Raw genomic sequence first — 25393 nt, forward strand, 5'->3', positions numbered from 1 at the left:
GGTAGAGCACTGGATGGGCTAGGGGGTCCCAAAGACCTACCAAACCTAACCAAACTCCGAATACCGTAGAGTAATATCCGGGAGACAGACGGTGGGTGCTAAGGTCCATCGTCAAAAGGGAAACAGCCCAGACCGCCAGCTAAGGTCCCCAAGTCATGGTTAAGTGGGAAAGGATGTAAGACGGCCAAAACAACCAGGAGGTTGGCTTAGAAGCAGCCATCCTTTAAAGAAAGCGTAATAGCTCACTGGTCTAATAGCTGTCTCGCGCCGAAAATGTACCGGGGCTCAAACCATGCACCGAAGCTGCGGGTGTGCACTATGTGCACGCGGTAGCGGAGCGTTCCGTAAGCCTGCGAAGGCGTCATCGTGAGAGGCGCTGGAGGTATCGGAAGTGAGAATGCTGACATGAGTAGCGACAAACAGTGTGAGAAACACTGTCGCCGAAAGTCCAAGGGTTCCTGCGCAAGGCTAATCCGCGCAGGGTAAGCCGGCCCCTAAGGCGAGGGCGAAAGCCGTAGTCGATGGGAACCACGTTAATATTCGTGGGCCTGCTGGAAGTGACGACCCCCGTGTATCGTATCTCCTTATCGGATTGGAGGTGCGGTGAAGGGGGTCCAGGAAATAACTCCAGCGTATAGACCGTACCCTAAACCGACACAGGTGGACTGGTAGAGTATACCAAGGCGCTTGAGAGAACGATGTTGAAGGAACTAGGCAAATTGACCCCGTAACTTCGGGATAAGGGGTACCTCTCTTTGCGCAAGCAGAGGGGGGTGGCACAGACCAGGGGGTGGCGACTGTTTACTAAAAACACAGGGCTCTGCGAAGTCGAAAGACGACGTATAGGGTCTGACGCCTGCCCGGTGCCGGAAGGTTAAAAGGAGGGGTGCAAGCTCTGAATTGAAGCCCCGGTAAACGGCGGCCGTAACTATAACGGTCCTAAGGTAGCGAAATTCCTTGTCGGGTAAGTTCCGACCTGCACGAATGGCGTAACGACTTCCCCGCTGTCTCCAACATCGACTCAGCGAAATTGAATTCTCCGTGAAGATGCGGAGTACCCGTGGCTAGACGGAAAGACCCCGTGCACCTTTACTACAGCTTTGCAGTGGTACTAGGATGTGGATGTGTAGGATAGGTGGGAGCCTATGAAGCACCGGCGCCAGCTGGTGTGGAGGCAACCTTGAAATACCACCCTTCTGCTTCCTGGTATCTAACCGCGCCCCGTGAACCCGGGGCCGGGACCCTGCATGGCGGGTAGTTTGACTGGGGCGGTCGCCTCCCAAAGAGTAACGGAGGCGCGCGATGGTGGGCTCAGGCTGGTCGGAAATCAGCTGTCGAGTGCAATGGCATAAGCCCGCCTGACTGCGAGACAAACAAGTCGAGCAGAGACGAAAGTCGGTCATAGTGATCCGGTGGTCCCGCGTGGAAGGGCCATCGCTCAACGGATAAAAGGTACGCCGGGGATAACAGGCTGATCTCCCCCAAGAGTCCACATCGACGGGGAGGTTTGGCACCTCGATGTCGGCTCATCACATCCTGGGGCTGGAGCAGGTCCCAAGGGTTCGGCTGTTCGCCGATTAAAGTGGTACGTGAGCTGGGTTTAGAACGTCGTGAGACAGTTCGGTCCCTATCTACCATGGGTGTTGGAAACTTGAGAGGACCTGTCCCTAGTACGAGAGGACCGGGATGGACATACCTCTAGTGTACCGGTTGTCGCGCCAGCGGCATCGCCGGGTAGCCATGTATGGACGAGATAACCGCTGAATGCATCTAAGCGGGAAGCTCCCCTCAAAACCAGGTTTCCCTATCAGAGCCGTGGAAGACCACCACGTTGATAGGCAGCATGTGGAAGCGTGGTAACACGTGAAGCTAAGCTGTACTAATCGCTCGATCGGCTTGATCGCCCATGCGTAGCGGCAAGCCCGACACAAGAAACACTCGCATATGTGCACGAAGGTACTAATCCAGATCAGAAATTCTTCTTCGTTTCCTTCGACGACCAGGTGGTCATAGCGAGGGCCCCCCACCCGATCCCATCCCGAACTCGGACGTGAAACCCCTCTGCGCCGATGGTACTGTGTCTTAAGGCACGGGAGAGTAGGACGCTGCCTGGTCTTCAAAGGAAACGAAAAAAGAAAAACCTAACACGATCGACAAACACCGGCCCTCATAAGGCCGGTGTACGCCTTTCTAAGGCCTTATCACGGCCAACGCCTTACCGCGGGGTGGAGCAGCCCGGTAGCTCGTCAGGCTCATAACCTGAAGGTCGCAGGTTCAAATCCTGCCCCCGCAACCAAATTAGCCCGCAATCTCAATAGGTTGCGGGCTTTTTGATTCTCGGCCCCGTGTCCGTGAAAATCTGTGTCCGTACCGTGTCCGTTTGAAATGGCGCCCAGAGGCGCCGTTCTGCCGCTCCCTGTCGTCTTTTGACGCATCATGGCGACGATCATGAAATTCGGGCCATGACGCCCATCAGCAAGCTTCCTGCTCTGGTGCTGGCGATTCAGGCAACAGCAGGGCCAGTACTTCATCCCCACTCAACGTCTCAACCTCGATCAACCTATCGACGATCCGGGACAGTGAACCTGAGTGGCCAGTGATCAGAGTCTTGGCTGCGCCATAGGCCCTGTCAAGACGCGCTTCGACCTGGCGGCCGATATCCGGCCGACGCGAGAGAAGGATGTCGATTGTGTCGGGTGACGGCATGCCTGACCAGATCGGCGTCGTTGCCCTACCCAATCCCAAGGCCGTAATCGCCGATGTGGCCAACATCGTGGCCTTAGCGAGATCACTTTCGACGCCCCCGCCAGCGCCGCTTGAAGCCGAGCCGAGAACAATTTCCTCTGAGGCCCGGCCTGCCATCAGGATCATAAGCAGTTCATCGATATCTGACGATGTGGCTAGGTCATGGAGTGGCCGCTGGCTGATCACGCCGCCTCCCGTGGTCCAAGTCTGTCTGATGCTGACATGGCGCAATGTCGCGGGATGGAGGACGGCAATGGCAATGGCGTGACCGGCCTCGTGGATCGCACAACGGCGAAGGATTGAGGGGCACACCTCAGGGGCATTACCGCGGATTTCAGCGATAAGGTCCTCCATGCACATGGAGCGGGCTCCTTGTCGACCACGACGTTTTGCGCCTCGGACCCAGCGGGCCGCGTCTGCCCCTGTACCGCCGAGGGCCAGTTTGGCGGCGGCAGACAAGTCTTCGCCGGGAAGATCATCGCCAAGGTGATGGCGCAAGATTTTGGTCAGGCCACCCTCGTCTGGTAGCCCGATCGTAATGTGACGATCCAACCTTCCCGAACGGGTGATTGCTGGGTCAAGGCGACTGGGGTGATTTGTTGCGCCAACCACCACGATGCCCTCCCGTGCCACCACGCCATCGAGGAGTTCAAGGAATCCATTGATGACCTGCACCGAATAATCCTTGTGACCGGAACTGAGATTTGCCCGATCGCCAAAGCCATCGATTTCATCCACGAGAAGGATCGCCGGGGCTGCTGCACGAGCCTGTTCAAACGTACGACGCATAGCCTTAAGGAGATCTCCAAGGTGGCCTGCGGCTTGCCACTCGCCGAGACTGGAGGCAATCAGCGGCGTTCCGCAACTGCCGGCGAGAGCTCTGGCAAAGGTCGTCTTGCCGCACCCAGGCGGGCCAGACAGCAACACCCCACGATCCACCTCGGACCAAGACAAAATGCCGTCGCGATACTCGGCGAGGTCGTTGGCCAAGGAGAATCCCCAGGTCACGGCCTCTTCCATCCCGCCCAGGTCGGCAAGTGTGATATCGGGAATGATTTGCCGCTTGGCGATCATGGCGACGAGACGGCGGATCGCGCTGTTGGCGTCCTGGCCAGCTCGCACCGCCAGCCTGAGATCATCTGGAGAAATCTTGGCAGCGATTGTATCCGCGATAACCTCGGTGGGAGCGTTCCCGCTGATCTCCTCAATCACTTCGGCCAGTTGCTGGCTATCGATTGGCTTCAGTGTGATTGTCGCATCCGCAGCAGCCAGAAGGGCGGCTGGAAGACTTGTCTCAGGATCAGGGGCAAAGCCGACAGCGGTGCCCCCATGGCCGAGGGCAAGGGCAACAACGGCGGCTCCATCCGCCGTCTTTCTTGCATCTGCCGCGTCCTCCCGAACGAATGCAATATGGAGCTGCTCAGCGGGATCACGCCACCGCAATGAAGTGAAGGTATCGCCATTTTCCGCGATTTGGCCGTCTCGCATCATAAGGAACGCCCAGGCCCTTTGGACTGGCTTGGCCCAAAGGGGAGGGACTGCGACGATAATGGCAGCACTGCCTTGTCCCGCCAGATCCCGGACTTCCGGGTGTGCGGCAAACGCGGCCTCGAGCATGGAGATCGCTGCCAAGTCGCCGGGATCGCGTGGGCGCGGCGGATTGTCTGCGGGGGCAGGGCCACCAAGGTCGATTTGGTCGTAGTGTTCGCCGAACTTGTCGAGGCTCGGCGTCGGCGTCGGGAGACGGGGCTTTTTCATGACGTCCTCCAAAGGTCGCGCAGGATTCTTTGGTGACGCTCTGGCAGATGCCGAAGCGTCAGTTGATAGTGGGGAGTGTTTGGGCGGTCACTCGGGATCTTCCTCGTGACGATTGCGGGCTGCTGTCCAGCCCAGCGCCTTGTTGAGGTTGATATTGCGCAATGCCGCTTCTTGGCGTGCGTTAGCCCGCCATTCCGACCAGTTGCCCGCCAATTTTTCCGGGTTGGGGGCGTTGATCAGGCATAGAGCCTGTCGGCCAGCCGGACCAATCGGCGCGCCGCGAAGCCAGCGGTGGCCTGCTGAGCCATCCCAGCCCAATGACAAGGCGAAGGCTTTTGCTGTTACATGACCGACAGCGTTGCGAAGCCTCCCCAAAAACTCTCCCGCCGCAGGGGCATGAAGACTGGGGGACGCCGTGGGATGACGAAACATCCAGCGCAAAATCAGGGCGTGGCATGGATCGGCAAGGCGATCGGGTGAGAGGCGAATATTGCGCTGAATTGAACTCCATTTCGCCGAGCTTGTACCCAAAAGCCAGGACATGCCTGCCGCATTGAGAGCCAGCATTTCCTGGACGGTGCTGATGGCGGCAACGGTGATCGGGGTCGTGTTGAATGAATTCATGGTGACCTCCGATCAAAACAGCATCGAGGGAAGGGACGGGAACGAGGTGGGACGTGCCGCAAGGATTTGTGCCCATGCCTGCATACCGTCCTCTGTTGTCAATTCCCGGGGGGAAGGATTCGCAGCCATTCGGAACCCGTACCCGTGGATGAACGGCATGCTCAGCCCGGCGAAGGGCAAAATGGTCACGCGGACCTGTCCGTCCTGCAACTGCTCAATGATCGACCTGCCGTCCGTGGCACCACACTCGTAAGACTCGGATACGCCATTTGCATGCCAGACAATCAGGTCAGCCCGCAGGGGATAACGGCCGGACGTAGCTGCGGCCTCGGGCTCGAGCTGACCACGGGGATCATTGGCAACGGCAAGGAGACGTGCATGAACCTTCAGGACGCGGTGGTCCTCGGATTCGTTGCAGCCGGGTTCATCGGCCAAGATTTCGTCCAGCAGAGTCTCCGTCAGCATCGGGCGCCAGGGGAGGACGACGGTATCGACCGCGATATATCCATCAGCGATGGCCTCGGCCAGCATGGCGCTGTCTTGGTGGGCGCGAGGCAGCCCGCTGATCTGGGCATGAATCAGGCGGGGAAGGGCCCGGTGCGGATCGGAAAGAATCGACGACAGGCTGGGCAGGTCGCCAGTGGTGCTGATATTGTACGGGGTAGCGATAGACATAATGGGTCACTCCATTGTGGGTCTCGTTAGGCTGAGCTAGGTGTTGGTAGCGCCTGGCTCAGCCGTTTGGTGCGTTGATGAAATGCACCATAGCACCACGAAGAGGGTGCCGCAATGGCGAAAATGCACCATTGCACTTTTGGTGCGTTATTTGGTATAGAGGGATGATGAGCGACGAAGCCGAGGCCATAATCAGGAAGACCGTCTCCCTGCCTGCGAGCACTTGGCAGCAGATTGAGGATTTCCAATTCGCGCGGCGCATCAAAAAGGATGCGGTGGCCATCCGCTACCTGATTGATCTGGGGCTCAAGGCTGAGATGGAGCGGATCAAAGAGGAGAAGTGATGTCCCGGTCTGGACTTTTATAATTCCGGATCGATGATGCGGCCGCGCTGCCCGGCAGTCGCCATCTGAAGGGCCTTCTCCAATTTTGAACGTGTCCCATGCTTAATCTTTTGCAGCCCGAGCCGAGTGGCCATGCCGCGTATGACCGCCTCATCGGAAGTGCCCTCGGCCAGGAATTCAAAAGCAAGTGACGCCAACTCTTGGACGGCAATTTCGTCGGCGCTGCGTGGGGCGTCCTCCCCTGCAGCATCCCTGAAGGCATGAAGTGCCGAGATGTCACTGCCGATGGGCCAGATGAAGGTGTGCTCGCCTTCTCTCGTGGACGGATAGTGGTCAATCAATGGGGTAATGGATCTCTTAAAAGCTTGTCCTGCCTTGTTGAGGCCGAATTTTCGCGCGGTGGTGGTTGTCAAAATGTCAACGCGAATTGGCCCGAGGGCGATGACGATCTGGTCGATCGCCGCTCGAAGTTCCTCTACATCATGCGCAGGCGCGATTGGTGGAGTGGTGGAAGAGAAGGACCTATTGGTCTTGGTGGCCGTGTAGATTGGCAGGACCGGTGAATTCTGGGCGATGGCTTTGACGGCAGCCTTGGCCTCATCGAAAACATCGCCGGGAACCCACATCACCAATCTGCGATAGCCGTCTTGCGCCATCTTGTCCCGATGACGTTGTCCCCGTGCTCGCTGCTGCTCCTGCATTGTCACGAATTTGGCGGCTAACGCCCTGGCCTGCTTCGTGCTTAATCCTGACATAGGACTGCTCGCTAGAAGTCTGGTTGAGCATATTGATCGTCCTGGCGTGGCGAGCGACTTGAAATTAGTCGCCTTCCTCGTTCAGCGTCGAAATAAGTTCCTCGTAGATATTCGTTAAATGCGTCACATCGCTCGACAAAATATCCAAGCGTTGAAGCAAAGTGTCCTCCAGGGTTGTGATTCGTGATTCCAGATTCTTGATATGATTCATTAATGATGTTTCTAAGGGGCTCAAATTCATAATCATCCTCAAATTTTGAAGTTCCTCGGTATTCAGGTGCGATTTTCTGAAAAAATGCCTCGTTCGCTTGGCGGCGTTTACTGATTAAATCTTGAATTGGCGTTTTGGGTTTCGGGACGCTTGGTTCCCAACCGAGAGCCTGATTAATTTTGTATGCGAGGCCATGCCACAGATTGCGGCTCCCTTTGAGGGGAGGGTCGGGATTGAAGCTGTGAATGCCACCATCAGGAGTAAGAACAGCCTTAGAGAAAATGCAATGAGCCTCCAGCCGACCCAGATGGGTGTGCGCAACCCATAGTGTCGGCGGACGATAGCGGGGTGGGATGCCGATATAGGCAACACCCTCTATCGAGGTAATGATGACGTGAATTAAAGAGTTTTGCCTGAAATCGCCGTTGTCATCTGTGGCTGTACTTATTTCATTCTCTTTGAATGAGGTCACACCCATTGCATACGTATTTTTGTGTGGTGTGACGTAGGCGAGCTTTTTCAGAAGGTTTTCATCGCCAGACAGGTGTTTCGGGGCGGGGTGGCGCTCAAAATTTGTCCAGTTTTTGCCGAGGTCTTGTTTCGGCGTAATTGTTGCGCGGAGATATCTGATGGCACTCGTGACATGTGCGCCGGAATGGTCCCAGCCGATGATCATTTTGTCCCTCGGTCGACATTGACGACGCTACTGATCGATCGGTCCAGGCTGATGAGGACCTGAACGACATCGATATAGCCCTTTGTGTCCAACTTTGTTTCAGCCATCCTGCAAATTTCCTGAAGCTGATTTGCGCATTGGCAAAGCAAACTTGCTTGTCTTGCCCAGTCATGCCTGTTGACGATGCGAACGGAACTAAGCGCTTTGCGGATAAGGGCGGACAGAGTCATGTCTGCAGCCATGGCGATGGCCTCGTATTCCTCACGCTCTTCGGGCTGAACTTCGAACTTAATGAAATCACGGCGAGGCTTTTTCCTCACCTCTGGCGGCGGCGATCTCATGACTATCTCAAAGTCAGCGCCGAGGACGAACCGGGGCGGTTTCGCGCGACTTGAGCCATTCGCGCACCGCCTCGATCCTGCAAAGGACCATCTTGCCAACACGGATGCACGGCGGGCCAATCCGTTGAGCGTTGTAGCGCTGCATCGTGCGGAGGGAGACCCCAAGGGACTTGGCGACGGCGGTCAGGGGGATGAACCCATCGAGCAAATCTGAATGGTCAGAAGGGATGGATTTGACGTCCGGAAATGCGATCTGAAAATCGTCCATGGTTGCGCTCGTGTGCCGCTTGTTGCTGTTGGCAGCGTTACGTAATGTTGAAACGCGACCGTGTAACGAGACTGTCGCACACGATGATGGTGGTGTCAAGTGGTGTTTCTTGGTGTGTTAACGCGATCCTGCGGACGGTTGCGCTGCCCATGCCGGAAAACTGTCGGCGGATTTAGAGGGCTATTTGGTCTGAGGCCAGCCTTGTGCAGTATCGAGGTTAGGCTCACCCCGCAGGTTAGCCTCCAGCAGGGCCAGGCGCCGATACTCGATCCAGGCTTCTGCCCCTCTTGCGCCAAGGGCGGTGTGGAGGAAATACACCAGCCGATCAACGTTTGCAGGAGTGCCGGAATCTGTCCTCGTCGGACGCAGCCATCTGGAGCCTGTGGTGGCATCGCGACCCAGGCTCAGGCCAAGGCGCTTACGGTCGATGGGACCCATGGCAGGTGTGGCAGGCAGGCTCTCTAGAAGACGGAAGAGTTCCGATGGGCTTGGCCAATTGGGGATTAGCCGAGCGGCATCATCAACATGGGCATCAAGCCAGCGTGCAAGCAGGGCCACGGTGGGGTCCGCGACGACGGCGGAGGGTTTCAGATTACCCTCATCATCCTTTCGCTCACGCGTGATCTCTCCCCAGGTCGCGGCGGATATCCCAAGCAGCCAGGTCATGTCGGAGACCGAGATACCCAGGCGGTCGCGCAGCGCGATGATGTCGTCGCCCGTAACCGGGCGGTCAATGGGGATGATCGAATTCATGAACGGACGGTAGCGCATTACCTCTGTGATTCGCAACCCGCTTCGCTGCGGCGAGGGTTCCGATCCGTGGGTGGCAGCGAGCGGCGTAGGCGGGCGGCATTTTTGGATTTTGTGGCCACACGGAGGGATCCTTGTCTGACCGAGGCTCCGCGGCGGCAGGAGGGACGATGTTCGATGATCCTTAAACAAGATTGGGCCTGAAGGGGGAGTGTTCAATGGTGTTCTTGGAGCGTTTGTCTAGCGTTTGTCATTGCTGGCCATGTAACGTGATGCGTTATATTTGAATAACGTTATGCATAACGCAGGAGTTTTTTGCCAAAGCATCACTGAACCGACAATGCATAGACCTCTCCCCCATGGCCGGCATCGGGGGCAAAGATGTGGACACCATCGGTAACCGGATTGCGCACGCAATTCAGGCTATCGAGCGGGTGTGACCATGTGGCATTCCCGGTCTTGGGATCGATGGCACTGATCGCCGCCTTGAGAGCGTAGCCACCCAGGCCGCTGGTACCTTCACAGACATACAGCTTTCCGTCGTGCCACAGTGGTGACGCATAGGTCTCCACTCCCAGGTTATGGGTCCAGACGATGTCGTATTCCTTATCGTTGGGCTTCACGGCGAAAAGCCATTTGCGGGATGGTATGTAGAGGATCCCATCGTGGAATAGAGGACGTACGAGCGCCTGTTCCCCAAGCGACTGCCTCCATTTGAGACGGAGGGTCGTGGCGTCGATGGCATACAAGAAGCCATCGCGGGCGGTGGCATAGACGGTGCCATCTCCGATCTCGGGAGCTGAAAACGACGTTTCCGCAGGGGGGCGATAAAGCGCCGTAGTGCGCCTAGCCAGATCGACGGCAATGATTCCACCCGCAGACAGTGAGATATAGGCCTTGCCGTTCGCGACCGTCATGGAATCGGCGGGGCCTAACCCGGCACCGGGAATTTCCACACTCCATGCTTCGGTGCCGTCATTCCTGCGGATGACATAAAGCCGTTGACTGCTGGCGAAGGCGACAAGACCACCGTCAATCAGGTGCGGAGCCGTGTGGGGCGAGCCACCGTGATCGTATTGGAAGCGCCAAAGGACCGAGCCGTTAGCGGCATCCAGCTTGAACAGGGTATTGTTTTGGGTGACGGCATAGACCGCTGCCCCATCCGCCGCCGGAGCCCGTTCCACTCCTCCCGCCAGCCATTTTTTCCAAGAAACGGCTCCAGAGCCGGCGTCCAGGGCATAGAAATAGCCATTGCGGGATCCGGTGAAGACGCGACCATCGGCAATGGCGACGGCATCTTTAATCCCTTGCATGGGGCCGAGGAACTCAAGCCCATGATCATTGAGAACCATCCGCCACGCCATACGGCTTGGAGCGGTTTGAATGTCTCCGGCATGGCGCAATGCATCGGCCACTTTGACTTCGCCCCGCGTCACGGCTATGTCGAGTGCGGTATGCCCTTCGCTGTCCTTCAGGCCGCGTGCGGCTCCTGCTTTCAGCAAGATATCAATGAGTTCACGGCGCCCCTTGTCGGCCGCGACCATCAGGGGCGTGCGACTGCCGTCATCGGTGCTGCGGAAGTCCACTTTAGCGCCCAATTCCAGCAAGGTGCGGACTGTCTCCACATGTCCGCCATAGACGGCGGTACCCAGCGGCGACCGGATCTTCGGATGGTCGAGCGGTGCCCCTGAAGCTGCCAATACCCGGACAATGTCGCTGCGACCATCCTTGGCAGCATTCTTCATGGCTTCCGCAAGATCGTTGATCTCGAGAAATTTTGAATAGCCATCCAGAAGCAAATGGATGTCGGCGATATCGGCATCCTTGTTCTCTGTCAGTCGCTCCAGGAGTCTCCCTGCGGCACGGCGGCGCTCACGGTTACGCAAATCCCAAAGCCAGGGCATTGATTGCCATAACGCGGCAAATGCCTTGGCTTTGCCCCGGTCGGCGGCTGCCATCAACGGGGTATACTTGAACAGCTTGTTTTCCTGGGTCGGATCGGCATGGCGGTCCAGCAGCGCCTGCACCGTGGCCAAATCACCGTTTTCCGCAGCCAGATATATTGGTGTCTCGCCGGCACGGTTTCGGGCATAGATATCGGCGCCGAGAGCGAGGAACCGTATGGCCATGGCAGCCTTGCCGTACCTTGCCGCCAAGTGCAGCGGCGTATAGCCTCGGGTGTCGATCGCAGTGACGAGCTTCTGCACACGGAGAAGCTTGGCGGAGACAAGGTTGGTGGCATCCAACAGGCCGGTGGCGCCTATGGCGTGAAAGCAGTTTTGGCCGTCATTGTCGGAAGCATCAACCTTAATTCCGGCGTCCAGCAGGGCGCGAAGCGGCTCAACCGACTTATGATTGCCGCAGGCGGCCATCAATGTGGTCGAACCATCCTTGGCGATGGCGCCGGGGTCGGCCCCGGCCTTGAGCAGGCGGCGGATGGGGTCTGCGGAGGTCATCCAGCGGCTGGCCTGGATCAGAACCGTCTCGCCGTCGGGTTTCTGACCTTCGCCCATCATGGCGTTGACATTGGCTCCGCGGTCGATCAGCAGTGTCACAGTGTCTGGCATGTCACTCCAAGCCGCCAGCATGAGCAGGGGGCGGTGGGCGAAGCCCCGGGTTTCGATCGGCGCGCCTCGGTCCAGCAGCAGGGTAACGATGTCGTTGTGCCCCTTTGTCACGGCGGCGGTCAGGGCCGCCGTCGCGGTTCGTCCGTCAATGCCGGCGTTCAACAGGGTCTGGACAATGGCGGTGTGACCATTTTCTGCTGCCCAGGCGATGGGATCCTCCCCATTGGCATCAGTGGGACCAGGTTTGGCGCCAGCCTCCAACAGGAGACGGACGCTCTCCAAGTGCCCCTCACCGGAGGCAAAATGCAGTGGTGTTACCCGCTTGAACGTTGAGTAATTGACGTCCAACCCTGCCGCCAGGAATCGGCGGATCAGGTCGTTTCGTCCTGTCTTGGCCGCCAGGTGTAGAAAGCTTATCCCTCCGCGACCGATGGTTTTGATATCGGCGCCATGGTCGAGCAGGGACAGCGCTGTCGCGAGATTCTCATCGGCAAGAGCCCAATCCAAAGGGGTGCGATCTTCACTTCCTTTGTCGTTAATTGCTGCGCCACGACCGAGCAAGAGATTCACGGTTTCACCGCTGGAGACGGTGGCAAAAATCAACGGCGTGTTGCCTCTTATATTGCGGGAATTGGGATCGGCTCCGGCGTCCAGCAATGCGGATATGGTCGCAAGTTGTCCGGCTCCGGCGGCAGCCATCAGTGCGGTCACGCCTTGGTCATTGCGAGCATCCACGGCTGTGCCCGCCGCCAGCATTCGTCTCACGGCCACAACGTCTCCGTCATAGGCGGCTCGATGCAAGGGCGGCAGGGGAGTTTCCGGCTCCCAACCCGCTATTGCGGAAGTTGAGATCGCCATGACCCAGAAGAACAGTGCCAATCCCAGCTTACGCATCCGCCCCCTCCGTTGGCCGATGATTCCCGAGACCAATCTTCAGGTCGGCCATGATCCGCCGGAAGCAGCCGAAATTACCGATGCTCGAAATAGGAATGAGCCGAGGGACATCGTCATTCTGCAAGGTCAGGGTCATCGTCCCATTGCCAATATCGGTCGCGACGATGGGTACCGTGACGTTGTTTTCGTCGAGTTCCGCTCCGTTCGATCCCAAGAGGATGCTGGATGTTCCCGAGGTGCAGAGGATCGGAAACAATGCCGAGTGGCCCGAGGCAAGGTCTTCCAGGTAGCGGGCGTGCCGATGGGCCGTCCAGGCTTCCAATGCGGCGTCATCCAATTCAGCCAGGGATGATTCCCGGTAGTTTCTGACGTGGTAGTGGCCTTTCAACTCATGGACCCGATTGCCATCCAAGCTCACCCAGGAATATTCGTAATACCTCTCCCCGGTCGGCTGGCCGCCGATTCTGGGGGAAACAACCTCCGTGCCGGAGACGTAGGCCGCGTCGGCATTGGTGAAGAAAAAGCCGCTCGTCGGCATGGGGCCATCGGCGGCAAACCAGCACTGCCAGATACCGTCCGAACCGACGAAGACACAGGTCTCACTGGCATCGGTGATGAACCAGCCGAGGGCCATTCCATAACAGAATGACAGGGGCAGGAGCGCCACCAATGCTGCGTCGGACAATCCTGCCAGCGGAGCTAACAGCCATCCCGGAACCGTTACCGCGACTCCCAGCAATAGGGCGTAGCCAAGTCTTGGCGGCAGGCCAAGCGGCGAGCTGTCGCCGCGCATCGAGGTATAGGCCGCCCTTACTGTCCCGATATCCGGGGGTGGGGGCGCAAAGAACACCCGGTCGTGGCAGGCCAAGGCGATAGCAACGGATGGCCCCGGCTGCCATGCTTGGAAACGCTGACCGGCGTGGCTTGGGCCGGATCTGGTTCCAACCTCCGGTCCCTTGCGCCATGCCGAATGCATGGCCAGGGTCAATGTCAGATGCCCCCCGATGGCAGCCAGACCGGCGGCGAATCTGCTGCCGTGATGTCCGAACACCTTGAATGCAAGCAGCCCGACAAATGGAATTCCGTACCCTATAACCACGCAAAGCACGATTACCAGCGCGGCATGTGTTCCCGCGTCAAGGAACATTGCGGCCGAGATTTGCCGTCCGTTGATCGACCACTCCACCACCAGCCCCATGGCGTAGGCGAAGGCGATGATTGCCGCCAAGAGGTGCAGCAATTTATCGGAAAACACGCCCGTCAGAATGAGGGCAATCAAAGCGATGAGGGGCACCGTCATCAACGGGTAGAGCAGATAGGGATGACTGAATGCCGACTGCCGCTCGGTGTTTGCCGATGGGTGACTGGAGTTGTCCGTCGGCTCCTCGACGTCCTCTCCAGATGGGGTGGTGGTTAGCCGGCGGGTCGATCGGGCGGCAGCCAGAGAGCGACCGTGGCCACTGATCATGATGTCGAAAACCAGGCCCACGAAAGGAAAAAAGACCAGGACGAACCACGCGTCCATCCAGTGCCGATGATCTCCACTCCACAACCACAGCAGAAACAGCGGAAGAGCCACCCAAGTGGAAACCACCATATTGGCGGTCATCATGGCGGCCCAGACGTGGTGGCGGCTCCACTCCGATTGGGGGCTATCCGGTGGGAAAAGGGAAAAACGGCGATCAATCGGCGGCGGAAAATCCCGCCATTGGCTTGTTACGGTCTGTGGCGGTTGGACGAAGGCAAACCACCCTGTCAGCGCGAAAGTCGCGATCACCACGAAATCGACCCAGCCTTTAAACGCCGCCAGCGGCATATAAATGATGGCGGCCGCCCGTGCTGCGCCAAAATCGCCATAGATACGGTGGTAGCGGCCAAGAGCCGACACGATGGGGTTCATTTCAGATGGATGCCGTATCCGGTGATGCGCAGTTCCAGCCGGCAAGCGAGGAACGGGCTCGCATCACGCAGGGCGGACAGGATGGCCTCCGCCTCGGCCCGGTAGGCGGCCATCTTGTCCCGAGACCAGTGGGCGGGCGGCGGGCCGAGATTGACGATGCGATCGGCCAGTTTGACCATCCAGACTTCCTGCGGCTGAGCCCGAATGCGCTCCAAGCTGTCGGGCATGCGCCGTTCCTTTGGAAGATCGGGATTCTTGGTCAAGGCCATGACAGCCGCCAGAATATCGGGGCCGAACCGCTCCGCCACCATCTCGGGGCTGGTGGCGGTATCCTCGATCACGTCATGGAGTAGGGCGGCCGTCACCGCCAGGGTGCCATTGCGTCCGGGCTCCGCGGCCAGGGCGGCCATCACCTCCTGGGCCACCGAGGCCAGGTGGGTGACATAGGGGAAGCCGGCGGGCGTCTTCTGGTCGCCATGCCGTTCGGCGGCGAAGGCCAGGGTGGCCAAGAAGGCGTCCTGGGACCAGGGGTGGTTTGCCGTCATGCTTCACCATCAAGTATATATCGCATTTTACATCTACGCTCTGCCGACGGACATCATGTATAGTACGTAGCATGCAAAAATTGATGCGGCGGCCGCTATTAATGATGTAATTGCTATCGTGACTTTAGCAGGAGTTCCGCATTTATAATCTTCTGATCCATCGTGTCTTGCGTCATGATATCCCCATATGATGACAATGATGATCATGGATATTGATAAAATTGGCCCGATAGGAAGTGCTAGAGCTCCGATTATGGCGTGAAGCACGACCAGGGTTGGGCGACCTGAGTTGGCTTTTTGAATCCGCTTTCTTGCTGTGATAGGAAGCACGACAAATGGCATAAAAAGAATCAGAAAAATTATTGCGCTAACAATTGTGGCGAGAATGCTATCAAATTCTTCTGTGCTGTCCCTCTGCAGCAGATATGCAATGATTGCGATTGCTGTTGCCACGGCTGTGCCGTTTATTGCTGAAACAATAAGGTGTAATGACATCGCCCTCTTTATTGCATCCATTTCTTGCCTCTGTTGCTGTGGGTTGTAGTGATTCTGTGCATTGCTGATTTTGCTGTGCTGCTTTGGGTCATCAAGGTAGTTTTTCCTCTCCATTCATCCGTTTCCACAGGGCCAGCAGGTCTTCTTCTTCCTTGGTTCCGACGGTCGGTTCCCCGGACTCGTCCTTGGACCCAAGCAGATCGAGTACCTTACTTCGGGCAGCGACTGTGCCAATTGCGCGGATGGATGTGCTGTTTGCGCCAAGGGCCTCGTCCAGGTCGAAGCAACTCGGCCTCAAGGCTGGCGGCAGGACCGAGCGGGCATTCTCGGCGCAGACCCGAGGCACGTAGCCGTTCAGATAGGACAGGCAGCCCTCGATCATGGCATCGAGAATTCCAAGACGTTGAGCGACGATGGCGCGAAGGCGGACCAGCCAGACTCCTGCCACCACGCCAGCGGCGGCCAGCGAGGCCCCCCACCAGGCCAGCGCCGTGATGCCCGTCTCCCCCAGCACCGCCAGACCGGCGAGCCACAGGCAAAGTCCCAGCGGCCAGACCATCGACGCTTGCCGCAGAACCTGCTCCAGGGCACGCCGCTCGGTCTCCCGATAGGCCAGCAACAGGCGTCGGGCTTGTTTTGCGTTGCTGCAGCCCAGGGTCAGCCGCCGAGCGAAATCCACCAGTGGCGTCAGCAGCCAGGGCAGATCGCACACGGCCTGATGACGGAGGAACAGGGAATCGGTGAGCGGCGCTTCCACATGGGCCTCCAACGCCAGATCGCCCTTGTCCCTGGCAAATGCCCACAGGTCGCACAGGCACAGCAGCAGGGCCAGGGCGGCTTCCCGCGTCGGGGCCTCGTGGCGTAGCGCACGAACTGACTGGATTGCGGATGAAAATATCGTCACGCGAATGCTCCCGCCATGAAGGCCATTGCGATGTTTTGCGTCAAGATAGGGGGCTGTCCAGAGACGAGATCTGCGCAAAAAACTCCCTGTCCAAGGTCGCCTGATCCGGCAAAGTCCCTGTCGCACGTAAGTTTCCGAGCGTCTTGATGATCGTGCGCTGGGCCTCAAGAATCTCCACCGCCGTAGCGCCGTCCAGCGCCTGCATGTCCTGCATTAACAATCGCCCGGCGCGATGGCTGATACAGTCAAGGATGGACCGAGCCGTATGTGAGCTGGCTCCGCGCAACGCCAGGGACCATATGTCCTTGTCAACGGAGTGCAGCAAGACTCGGATGTCATCTTCTCCAAGGAGCTTCAGGCGGTTGAATTCCAAGGCCACCGCGGAAAACTGCGGAGGCACATCGTCGGCCAGATCAGTCAGCAGTTCATCCAACCTCTGATCTCGCTCGAAACTGTTGAGATCGGATGGCATTAACCGGTCCAGCATGTCCTGGATGGCCGTGGCGCAGTCTTGCCCGTCGGCCCTATCCGCCGGCAACAGCAGGGGGGCGCCGGGATAGAGGTACCGAACGGATTCCGCCCGGATCACATCTTCCAACTGGTCATGGCTCGGCCGCAGCCGTTGTGGCAACGCCATGCGGGCGGCATCCGCGCTCACCTGGGGGGCAAATGCGCCATCGGCGTGAAAGCATATCCCCCGGCGCAGTGCCTCCAGCATGCCGGTCCGCTCACTCGCAACCCATCCGATCCAAACCTTGATGCAATGAAGCGCCAGCATGGCCAGCCCTATTGGGACGATCCAGACCGTGACCGTGGGCCAGGAAAGGCTTCCTTCCATGACCAGAGGCGGTCTTACAATGACCATGGCAATAACCCAGAATACGGCTATTACCGAGGCGAGCAGCATCACCAAACCGTGGACGGTGCGCATCCACTGCTCTTCCGCGGCTATGATGCCATCGATCATTTGATCGTATGCAGAGCTGCCTTCGGTCCCTAGGGTGAAGTGGCGGACCAGATCCATCAGCGGTTCCATCAACCAGGGCAGTCGGGCCAGTGACCGATGTTGGTGGAGGATGACGCTCCGTTCTGGATGAACAACGTGGTCTTCCAAAGCCAGTGGTCCTCGGGCCTTGGCCAAGGACCAAAGGTCGTAGAGGCACAGCAGCAAGGCCAGGGCGGCTTTCCGCGTCGGTGCTTCGCGGATCAATGAGCGGATCGAAGCAATTCCACTCATGATGCCGATTCTGCCAAAATTGCCCGGATTCCGGCCAGCGTCTCATCCATTGTCGCGTCATCATCCCATGACATGAGCACATCCCTTTGAGCCTGTTGGATATCAGCCGTTGTCTTCTCGGCGGATAGGCTCTCCATATCGTCCAGCATCATCTGGCGGGCGTCCTCGCTCAGGCGGCTGAGGAGGCGAACGGCGACCTCGGTGGTGGTGCCCAGCAATGCGGTCCCGACCGTATCCTTGCTGGTCTGGCGCCATAGCGCGTTCAGCTCACCATCGTCCAGCGTCGCCAGGGCATCGAACGCCTCGTAGCCCAGAGGCGCATGCATGATCGTCTTCAGCCGTGCCGCGCCGCCATCGACCAGCCCCTTCTGCTCGATGACCTGAAGGACGCTCTCCCGCGTTCTGGACACAGCGCCATGGGTCAGGCAAATGCCATCGAAATCGCAATGTTCCTCCATATGCCGGAGGAGTGACGCCTGGGCACCGTTGCTCATCAAGCCGAAGATTCGGCTGACCACTGGTGTCGGTAGCCCCAGCAGGCTGATGGCCCAATTTCCTTCATCAACCAGCCGCATCAATTCCTTCAGCGAGCGTTCGCGGATGAGCTGGAGATATCCCGCCAATCGGTCAACCGACTGGCGCCAGACGGGATCATCATTGGCCCAACCCTGGGCGATGGCGTTCAACCTGCCCTCCAGGTCGGGAACCGGCTCAACCGCCTCTTCAACCTCTTCCTTCTCCTCCCCGAGGCGGCGAGCCATGCGTCGGTCATAATCGTAACTGGCGGGATCGATGGGATCGACAGGGAGGACCAGATCGGCCGCGCCTCCCACGCGGGTGCGCACCGAGTTGGCGATGAGGTCGAAAAGCTCGTCGTATTCCATCCGCAAGGTGTCCGGCAGCGAGAAGCGGGCATAATCGGCCGCGACCATGGGGGCGTAGCCACCCACATGGGCTACCAGGGAATTGCGCAAGGCCCGCAGCACCAGCACCTTGCCAGCGGCGGCATCGTTCAGCCGCTCACGCAGATTTTCCCGCGCCGACGTGTCGGCCATTCCGGCAAGAGTGTCGCGAATGTACCGCCTGTCTTCCTCGGCCACGGCCGCGATGCGGGAATCAAGCAGGCGTTCGACCTGGACAGCCTCGCCCAGACCCAGGGTGATGTGGCGGAAGATGTCGCGCACCGGTTCGGCCAGCCACGGACGGTCTCGCACCTGCCGATAGGCGTAGAACAGCAGACTGCGTTCGGGGTGATCGACCGTGTCCTCCAGGACACCGGTTTTCCCCATCCGGAACAGGTGGCACAGATCGTTGATCAGCAGACAAAGGTCGCGCGCCGTTTCCCTGGTCGGAGCCTGGGCGAGGAACTCCATATCCGCCCATTCCGGTGATGATGCCATTTCGCTTTCCCCCTCTTTGCCGCCGGGGATCATACCCGAGTTTCGGGAATAGACGGACAGGCTCTGGTATTTATCCGCAACAAAAATCCGGGCAATAATAGGCGGGCGTCCGTCTATCCCTCCAACGACCATGAACAAGTCAGGGGGAACCTATCGCAATGGCAAGCCGGGACGATGTCTGGACATGGCGCATGCGGGCCTCGGAGGTCGTTGCTGCTGTTGCCCATCGGCTAAAGGAGACCTACGCCTCTGCCTATTACGTTCCGGAGCGCTATGGCAGCCCATGGCAGTCCGTGAAGTTCGCCAATGAGGTTGCGGACAAAATCATCTCCATCGGACAGGGTGAGGCTTGGGAGGAATTCCGCCTTGCCGTTTGCCATGCTCTCCAGATCGAGCGGGAGGGTTTTTTCACCGATGATCTGGCCGATCCTGACAGCTATGTCTGCGGAACCTTGCGGGAGTTCATCGCGGCCTTGACCCCATCCGAGCCAACGGTGACCCAAGGCCGCCCGCAGAGGCCATCCATTGCATGGTGTATTGCGATGTTCACCTCGATTTGCACACCGCTTCTGGTTCTCGGCGCGGCTTTCTTCTTCGCGGGTTGATCCGCCAAACAATGAGGATGAACGATGTTGCTTCCCCTGATATCCATCCTGGCCTGGCTGGTGATCTCCGGCATGATCTTCGGTCGCGCCCTGTCGAGGTGGCGCGCACGTGGCAGCACAGTCGCCCGAGTCTATTGCGGAATTACGGTTTTTGGAGCCATGGCCTGGGCCGTTATCGGCTTCGCCAATTCCTTGCCTGCTATCACGCTCGTCACCCCGCTGGTCCTGGCCTCGGTCCACGTCATGGCCTTTCTTCAACCTCGGTCCTGCTGGGTGATCGCCGCCCTGTCACTGATGATCGGCAATCTGATCTCGGCGGCCTTGGGCATGGTCGTACTGGGGATCATTCCGACGCCCGGCCATATGGTGGGCTTTCTGATCGGAGGCGCCTTGGTTTGGCTTGCCTGGAGCAAATCATTGGAGCGGCGCAACGCCCCGGCCCCAACCGAAATTGCGGAACTCACAGGGCAATGATCGGCTGGCGTCCGTCTATTCCTCTGGAGAGGCAGAGGGAACCATCGTCGTGATGCGCAGCGGACTTACCGCCATCGGCCTTATCGCCGGCATTCTTTGGAGCGCTTCGGCCCTGGCGGCTGAGACGCACCAGCTGGGAGGCGGCTATAATTTGCGTCCGGTCTCCGGCGTCCTTCTGGAGATTCGCAAGGATGGCAAGACTCTGTGGTCCTGCATCCCCAGGGACGGCGACCGCGACGAAACGGAATGCACGCTGGCCCGGCCGCTGCCCGGCATCGCCGAGCGCGCCGTGCTGATCCAATCCGCCGACATTCGGGGGCGAGTGCCCAATACCTGCACCCTAGTGGTTCCGGGTAAGCGGCTGGAGACTCACGCCTATCCGTCCTGGCAGCCCTGTGCCGACACGGTCAAGGATGTGGATGGCGACGGTATTCCGGAATTCCTGACGCCGTCGACCTTCGTACCACGCTCCGTGGGGGCGGAGGATGACTATCCCTTCGCCGCCTTCGTTTCCCAGGTGCCGCTGGCCTATGGCCCCGACACCGGATTGCAGCCGAAGCTGACCAGCCTGCGCCGCCCGGTCAGCGCCGTCGTCACCGAGATCTGTCGGTCGTCGCGCCTGACCTGTACCGATGCCGGCGGGCTGGCGGTCAGTTGGGATGGCCCGTCCAGCACCCAGCGCGATGGCGTGCCGCTCCCGCTGTGGCGCCTTGCCGTCGCCCTGGTGGAAAGCGGCAACGGCGCGGAGGTGCGCAAGGTCATGGCGGCGGCATGGCGCGGAGAGCCTGCTTTGCTCGACCGCTTCCTGCATAAGGTCGGTCGGGTGTTCTTGGCTGGCAACGACTATGCCGAGGCCTTCCTTGCCCTGAATGGCGGCAAGGTCAAAGCGATGGGCTTGGTAAAAAGGTTTTAATGACTCTTTGGTGCGGCCATTGCGATGCCATGCAGATTTGGTAACCTACGAAAACGCTTCAGGAGGGGAATAATGATTAGAAAAAGTGCCGCTGCCGTATCCATCATCGCCTTGCTCTCAACGACAGGCTGCCAGACCGACAACATTACCAAACAGGATGTCGGCACTGCGGTGGGGGTCGGCGCAGGCTTGTTGATCGGCTCGCAATTGGGGGGAGGAACTGGACGTTATGTCGCCATGGGTGTCGGCGCCCTGATTGGCGGCTATCTCGGCAATCAGCTCGGCAAGATGCTGGACGAGAAGGACCAACAGGCGGTTTCCGCGCAAACTGCCAAGGCCCTGGCTGAATCAAAGGACGGGCAGGCCGTCAATTGGAGCAATCCGGAAACTGGTGCCAAGGCCAAGATCACTCCGATCAGCACCGCGACTGAGCAGCGTTCTGTGGCGGTCGTCAGAGAGAAGAAGGTGGCTCCGGTTCCGGCCATGGATCTGATCGGAGAAACCTATGTTGCGAACAAGAGCGCCAATTTGCGCTCGGCTCCGAATCAGAGCGCCGACACCCTCGGCGGGCTTCAGGCCGGTGAGCGGTTTCAGGCTGTCGGCAAGGTGAGCGGTTCGGATTGGATCGTTGTCGGCAAGGGTAAGCGCACGGTGGGCTATGTCCACGCCTCGTTGGTCAAGAAGGCTCCGCCGCCGCCGCCCGCACTCGCCCAGCTGCCGTCGGAGGTCGTCACAGACCAGCCCCCTCAGCTAACGAAGCCGGTCAATCTGGATGAGGTCAAGGCTACCGAGGTCGCTGACCTCGACAAGCTTGGTCTGGTTGCCGAAATGGTTCCGGCCAAGACTACCTGCCGGATGGCCAAGATGGAGGTTTCCGGCAAAGGGGAAAGCACCAATGACACGGTTAAATCCTGCAAGGGAACTAATGGGATGTGGGAAGTCCAAATTTGAATGATAGCGGAAGTGCCGTCTCCAGGGCACCAGCCCCAGGGGGCGGCGCTTCGGAATGTTTGGTGCGAGGGGGGGGGCGGATGTTTGCGCTTTTGAGGGGGGTCGCGGCCGTATTGATCGTCGGTTTGTTTGGCTGGCAGGCATTCGCCGCCGGTGGCGGGGAGCGGATCGCAGCGTCCGAGAAACTAGGTGTTGCCGTATTTGCTCCAGCGGACGGCAGCGATTGGTGCAAAAGCTCACTCGTTCTGAAAGTCGTCGCCAAAGAGATTGGCTTCTTCCAGGGGACCGGTATGGAAAGCCTGATGCCGATCCTGCGGACTTCCGTTCTGCCGGGCGCCAGATGTCTGGCCGTAAGCTCGATGAGCTTTGAGGGTGTCGTGGGGGATGAGGAATTTGCCATCCCGGTTTACCGGGCTCAGGCCAGCCAGGAGCAGAATTGGACGCTGGTCGTGACAAAGTCCGCCCCAGTACCGAAGGCGACTGAAGAGGAAATTGCTGTAGCAAGCCCCCCCAAAGTGGAAACTGTGCCGCCGCCTGCTCCCAAGCCTTCCGCAATCAATGTCGACAGTCTACCTGCATCTGTCTCCGCGGCCTCAACTTCCAGCACGGAGGCTGGTCCTGGGGGCTCCTCGCACGGAGGGCTCATGGGCATGTTTGTCGCCATCGGTGGCCTGGTCCTTGCTGGTGGCGCATTTGTCATGCTGCGCCCACGCCTGCCGCAGAGATACTTGTTGATGGTGGTCGCGGCTATCGTCATTGGGGGCACGGGGGCCGGGGCTGCTTTGTGGCGCTCAACGCCACCGACAAGTCAGCCACCTCCGGTTCAGGAACAACCCGCTGCCGTGGCTACTGCCGCCAAAACTGAAACATTGCCCTTGGTAGCGGCGCCCGCGGTTGTGACACCTGAAGTGTCGCCGCAAGTGGTGATCGCCGCTCCCACCCCGGTGAATCTGGTCGCTCTCGAAAAAGTCGTTGTACCGGACGTGGTTCCGGAAGGAATGCGTGAGCTGCAAACCAAGGAGGGCTGCCGGGTCGCCGAATATCCCGCCTACTATTCTCCGCAAGAGGCGAAAGATATCCGGGAGATCACCTGGAATGGCCCTTGTTCCGGCCCTCGCCGTATGGTCAGCGGAACCGGAATTCTCCATTACCGAACGGAAAATGGGCAGATGTCCTATGACGGCGATATGGTCGATGGCATGCGCGACGGGATTGGAACCTTCACCCTGACGGGGCAGTTTTCCGCCATGGCGCGGTGGGCCAAAGGGCGAGTATCGTCGAAGGTCGCACTCGATGCGGGCGGGACCAAGCTCACATGCGTCGCGGATGGGCAGACCCAGAATCTGGTAGATTGCTATGGGGCAGGCGAGCGATTCGGGACCGGTGGTGGCAAGGCTCTGGCCGAGAAGATGGATCGCTACGTTAAGAACGTCGTCGATCAGACCAAGAAAAACTGGCAGGACTATGTGGAAACAGAGCGTAATGCTCCTGCGGCCTGTAAAGAGCGTCGGTCTCAGTGCGAGTCACAATGTGGCTCCATCGACGGCTGCACAACAAAGTGCTACGAGGCGTTTTTGTATTGCGCCAAGCAATAAGCTTGTCGCAGAGCGCGGTTGCGGGGGAATCCAATGGCTAGATTGCTGAAGCTTGTTGCGGCATCCGTTCTGCTGGGCCTATGGCACGGTCCATCGTTGGCTGCTGTCGGCAATCAGCAAATTGCTTTCTCGCAATCGCCCGCATTTCGCGTCATTGCTCTTGATGGCGGTGGGGGATGGTGCAAGCCCTCCGTCAGCCTCGAGGCGACAGCCAACGACGCCGCTTTCTTCCAAGGTCCGGGGATCGCTCGGTTGGTGGTTGCGCTGGGGAACACCATTCTGCCCGACCTCTGCCCCGAAGCCACGTCAATGGTGCTGCGCGGTGTTGCGGATGGAGGCGGTCTGGTCTTTCAGGGAACCGCGAACCGGCAGAATAGCTGGCAACTTAATGGGGGGGCGGTCCAGCCAAAATCTGAAGTTTCTTCCGTTACCTCTCCCCGCACCTCCAATGTTGAGCCGGCGCCAAAGCCCTCTCCCGGTCAACCGGCAACCGCCACTCAGCAAAGGTCGCCTGCTCCGGTTATTTCCGCACCGGAGGTCAAGACCTCATCAAATCCAGGACCATCCGCCACATCCTATAGCCCTTGGGTGTCGTCGATGGGGTTTTGGGCTGCTATCGGTTCTGTCGGGCTTCTGGGGGCGATCATCTCGATTCTTCGCAGGCAGTTTCCGTTCCGTCCGGTGGTGATGGGTGGGGCGGCGTTCTTGGTTGTCGGGGCCGTTGCTGGGGCTGCATTGTTCCATGCGCCGGTTTCTGCACCTCCATCGGTTGCGGGTGAGGCCGTCAAGCCTGTCGAGCATCCACCAGCAACGGCCCCAAAACCCGAGGCAGCGGTACCGAGCGAGCCGGTCAAGCCCGTAGCTATCCTGCCGCAAGCGCCACCAAATCCGACACCAGAAGTCCAAAAAAGTACAGAGCATGGGGCGATCATTATTTCATGCGAAAGGGGGCTAAGCCTCTCTATAATAGAGAATAATAAAAGACGTGAAATTGGAGCGTGTCCTTATGAAGGAATTCTGATGGCCGGACCCTATACCTTGCACGCAGAGGGGGAGGTGGAGCCGGGATTTATTCATAGCGGCAATGTAAGTGTCAATGTTGTTCCTGGAGCAATTCTGCGGGCATCAATTCCAGTTAAACTAACCCTGACTGAGGATGGTAAGTTGCAGACAATAAGATTAATCTCTGAAATTATCAACAGGTCACCCGCTGAAATTGCTTGGAGATATTCGCCGCCAAATTATAGCAGTTCTGGAACTAGACTTGTGACTCAGAAAATACATGCAAATGCGGTCACAGAATGTACGCTTGATTATGATTCTGATATATATGACACCACGAGCTTTAGACATACCTCAAGTCGAAAGAAGCGCATCACTGGCAGAATTGATTTATCGGATGTGTATTTATACGCGACTGATGAGGCAATTAATGGTAGGGTTTCTGGAGATGCCAATATGTTTTTTGTGTTGATGCCAATTGATTGGAGGGCGGTAGGTTTGGATATAAGTTTTCAGCAGCGCGAGACAGATCCATCCATGGATAGTTGTAATCTTAACGTGTCTGGTAAGCTTGGCCGTATTGATAAGGGGTGCGCTGTCCCAAATGAGGTTGCTGTGTTTACGTTAATGGACAAAAAAGAACAGTCTTTTATTTTGAAAGCCGGTAACATCTTAGCTGACCAATGCCGAATGTCTACTGGGCGCACCAAGATGAGTGATGCGTTTAGGCGTGCTATTGATGACATAATAAATAATAATTAGGG

The 25393-nt window shown here is 58.5% G+C and carries 22 protein-coding genes, 1 tRNA gene and 2 rRNA genes (1 of these 25 cut by a window edge); 10 read left to right on the forward strand and 15 right to left on the reverse strand.

Annotation, left to right across the window (positions count from 1 at the left end; genetic code table 11):
• The 3 genes from AMB_RS08540 to AMB_RS08550 all read left to right on the forward strand — a co-directional run.
• A 23S ribosomal RNA gene (locus AMB_RS08540) occupies positions 1 to 1904 on the forward strand; it begins 839 nt to the left of the window's first position.
• A gap of 95 nt (positions 1905 to 1999) precedes the next feature.
• Positions 2000 to 2114, forward strand: a 5S ribosomal RNA gene (gene rrf, locus AMB_RS08545).
• A gap of 105 nt (positions 2115 to 2219) precedes the next feature.
• A tRNA-Met gene (locus tag AMB_RS08550) sits at positions 2220 to 2296 on the forward strand.
• 176 nt (positions 2297 to 2472) lie between these two features.
• Here the strand turns inward: AMB_RS08550 and AMB_RS08555 are convergent.
• The 3 genes from AMB_RS08555 to AMB_RS08560 form a co-directional block, all read right to left on the reverse strand.
• On the reverse strand, positions 2473 to 4503 hold the full coding sequence (locus AMB_RS08555; RefSeq protein ID WP_011384095.1) for an AAA family ATPase: 2031 nt from the start codon (positions 4501 to 4503) through the stop codon (positions 2473 to 2475).
• An 87-nt stretch (positions 4504 to 4590) separates the two neighbouring features.
• Positions 4591 to 5127, reverse strand: coding sequence for a hypothetical protein (locus tag AMB_RS24305; protein WP_011384096.1), 537 nt, complete (start codon positions 5125 to 5127; stop codon positions 4591 to 4593).
• A 12-nt stretch (positions 5128 to 5139) separates the two neighbouring features.
• The gene (locus AMB_RS08560) at positions 5140 to 5802 is read right to left on the reverse strand and encodes a hypothetical protein (RefSeq protein WP_011384097.1); all 663 of its coding nucleotides are present in this window, start codon (positions 5800 to 5802) and stop codon (positions 5140 to 5142) included.
• Between the two features lie 167 nt (positions 5803 to 5969).
• On the opposite strand from AMB_RS08560, the gene AMB_RS25645 reads away from it, so the two are divergent.
• The gene (locus AMB_RS25645) at positions 5970 to 6146 is read left to right on the forward strand and encodes a hypothetical protein (RefSeq protein WP_158303954.1); all 177 of its coding nucleotides are present in this window, start codon (positions 5970 to 5972) and stop codon (positions 6144 to 6146) included.
• Positions 6147 to 6163: 17 nt separating this feature from the next.
• On the opposite strand, the gene AMB_RS08570 is transcribed toward AMB_RS25645, so the two are convergent.
• From AMB_RS08570 to AMB_RS08620, 12 genes are all read right to left on the reverse strand, one after another.
• Positions 6164 to 6802 (reverse strand): hypothetical protein, encoded by a 639-nt coding sequence (locus AMB_RS08570; protein WP_193770101.1) that lies wholly within the window; start codon positions 6800 to 6802, stop codon positions 6164 to 6166.
• Positions 6803 to 6912: 110 nt separating this feature from the next.
• Positions 6913 to 7788, reverse strand: a complete 876-nt coding sequence (locus AMB_RS25090) for a hypothetical protein (protein WP_148207353.1) — start codon at positions 7786 to 7788, stop codon at positions 6913 to 6915.
• On the reverse strand, positions 7785 to 8129 hold the full coding sequence (locus tag AMB_RS08580; RefSeq protein ID WP_011384100.1) for a hypothetical protein: 345 nt from the start codon (positions 8127 to 8129) through the stop codon (positions 7785 to 7787). Before AMB_RS08580 ends, AMB_RS25090 begins: the two co-directional genes overlap by 4 nt.
• 13 nt (positions 8130 to 8142) lie before the next feature.
• A complete protein-coding gene (locus AMB_RS08585) occupies positions 8143 to 8397 on the reverse strand; it encodes a helix-turn-helix transcriptional regulator (RefSeq protein WP_011384101.1) in 255 nt (84 codons plus the stop codon).
• Between the two features lie 180 nt (positions 8398 to 8577).
• On the reverse strand, positions 8578 to 9168 hold the full coding sequence (locus tag AMB_RS08590; RefSeq protein WP_043743924.1) for a hypothetical protein: 591 nt from the start codon (positions 9166 to 9168) through the stop codon (positions 8578 to 8580).
• Between the two features lie 305 nt (positions 9169 to 9473).
• Positions 9474 to 12608, reverse strand: coding sequence for an ankyrin repeat domain-containing protein (locus AMB_RS08595; protein ID WP_011384103.1), 3135 nt, complete (start codon positions 12606 to 12608; stop codon positions 9474 to 9476).
• Positions 12601 to 14508: a hypothetical protein gene (locus tag AMB_RS08600; RefSeq protein WP_011384104.1), complete on the reverse strand. Its 1908-nt coding sequence runs from the start codon at positions 14506 to 14508 to the stop codon at positions 12601 to 12603. Before AMB_RS08600 ends, AMB_RS08595 begins: the two co-directional genes overlap by 8 nt.
• Entirely contained in the window at positions 14505 to 15053 is a 549-nt protein-coding gene (locus AMB_RS08605) for an HD domain-containing protein (RefSeq protein WP_011384105.1), read from the reverse strand. Before AMB_RS08605 ends, AMB_RS08600 begins: the two co-directional genes overlap by 4 nt.
• A 33-nt stretch (positions 15054 to 15086) precedes the next feature.
• Positions 15087 to 15662, reverse strand: a complete 576-nt coding sequence (locus AMB_RS25095) for a hypothetical protein (RefSeq protein WP_148207354.1) — start codon at positions 15660 to 15662, stop codon at positions 15087 to 15089.
• The gene (locus AMB_RS08610) at positions 15640 to 16452 is read right to left on the reverse strand and encodes a hypothetical protein (RefSeq protein ID WP_043743927.1); all 813 of its coding nucleotides are present in this window, start codon (positions 16450 to 16452) and stop codon (positions 15640 to 15642) included. The genes AMB_RS25095 and AMB_RS08610 overlap by 23 nt, the downstream gene beginning before the upstream one ends.
• Before the next feature lie 40 nt (positions 16453 to 16492).
• Entirely contained in the window at positions 16493 to 17689 is a 1197-nt protein-coding gene (locus tag AMB_RS08615) for a FliG C-terminal domain-containing protein (protein ID WP_011384107.1), read from the reverse strand.
• Positions 17686 to 19221: a FliG C-terminal domain-containing protein gene (locus tag AMB_RS08620; RefSeq protein ID WP_231849071.1), complete on the reverse strand. Its 1536-nt coding sequence runs from the start codon at positions 19219 to 19221 to the stop codon at positions 17686 to 17688. The genes AMB_RS08615 and AMB_RS08620 overlap by 4 nt, the downstream gene beginning before the upstream one ends.
• A 26-nt stretch (positions 19222 to 19247) precedes the next feature.
• Between AMB_RS08620 and AMB_RS08625 the strand changes: the two genes are divergently transcribed.
• The 6 genes from AMB_RS08625 (at position 19248) to AMB_RS25100 (ending at position 25391) form a co-directional block, all read left to right on the forward strand.
• Complete coding sequence (locus AMB_RS08625; RefSeq protein ID WP_011384109.1) at positions 19248 to 19694, forward strand: hypothetical protein; 447 nt, start codon at positions 19248 to 19250, stop codon at positions 19692 to 19694.
• Between the two features lie 24 nt (positions 19695 to 19718).
• Entirely contained in the window at positions 19719 to 20168 is a 450-nt protein-coding gene (locus tag AMB_RS08630) for a hypothetical protein (protein ID WP_011384110.1), read from the forward strand.
• Between the two features lie 52 nt (positions 20169 to 20220).
• The gene (locus AMB_RS08635) at positions 20221 to 21081 is read left to right on the forward strand and encodes a hypothetical protein (RefSeq protein WP_043743934.1); all 861 of its coding nucleotides are present in this window, start codon (positions 20221 to 20223) and stop codon (positions 21079 to 21081) included.
• A gap of 72 nt (positions 21082 to 21153) precedes the next feature.
• On the forward strand, positions 21154 to 22032 hold the full coding sequence (locus AMB_RS08640) for an SH3 domain-containing protein (RefSeq protein WP_043743937.1): 879 nt from the start codon (positions 21154 to 21156) through the stop codon (positions 22030 to 22032).
• Positions 22033 to 22112: 80 nt separating this feature from the next.
• Positions 22113 to 23627, forward strand: coding sequence for a hypothetical protein (locus AMB_RS08645; RefSeq protein ID WP_043743939.1), 1515 nt, complete (start codon positions 22113 to 22115; stop codon positions 23625 to 23627).
• 33 nt (positions 23628 to 23660) lie between these two features.
• Positions 23661 to 25391 carry a hypothetical protein gene (locus AMB_RS25100; protein ID WP_148207355.1) on the forward strand — a complete coding sequence of 577 codons (1731 nt, stop codon included), beginning with the start codon at positions 23661 to 23663 and terminating at the stop codon, positions 25389 to 25391.
• The last annotated feature ends 2 nt before the right edge of the window (positions 25392 to 25393 follow it).

The organism is Paramagnetospirillum magneticum AMB-1 (assembly GCF_000009985.1).
In the GTDB taxonomy this organism is placed as follows: Bacteria; Pseudomonadota; Alphaproteobacteria; order Rhodospirillales; family Magnetospirillaceae; genus Phaeospirillum; species Phaeospirillum magneticum.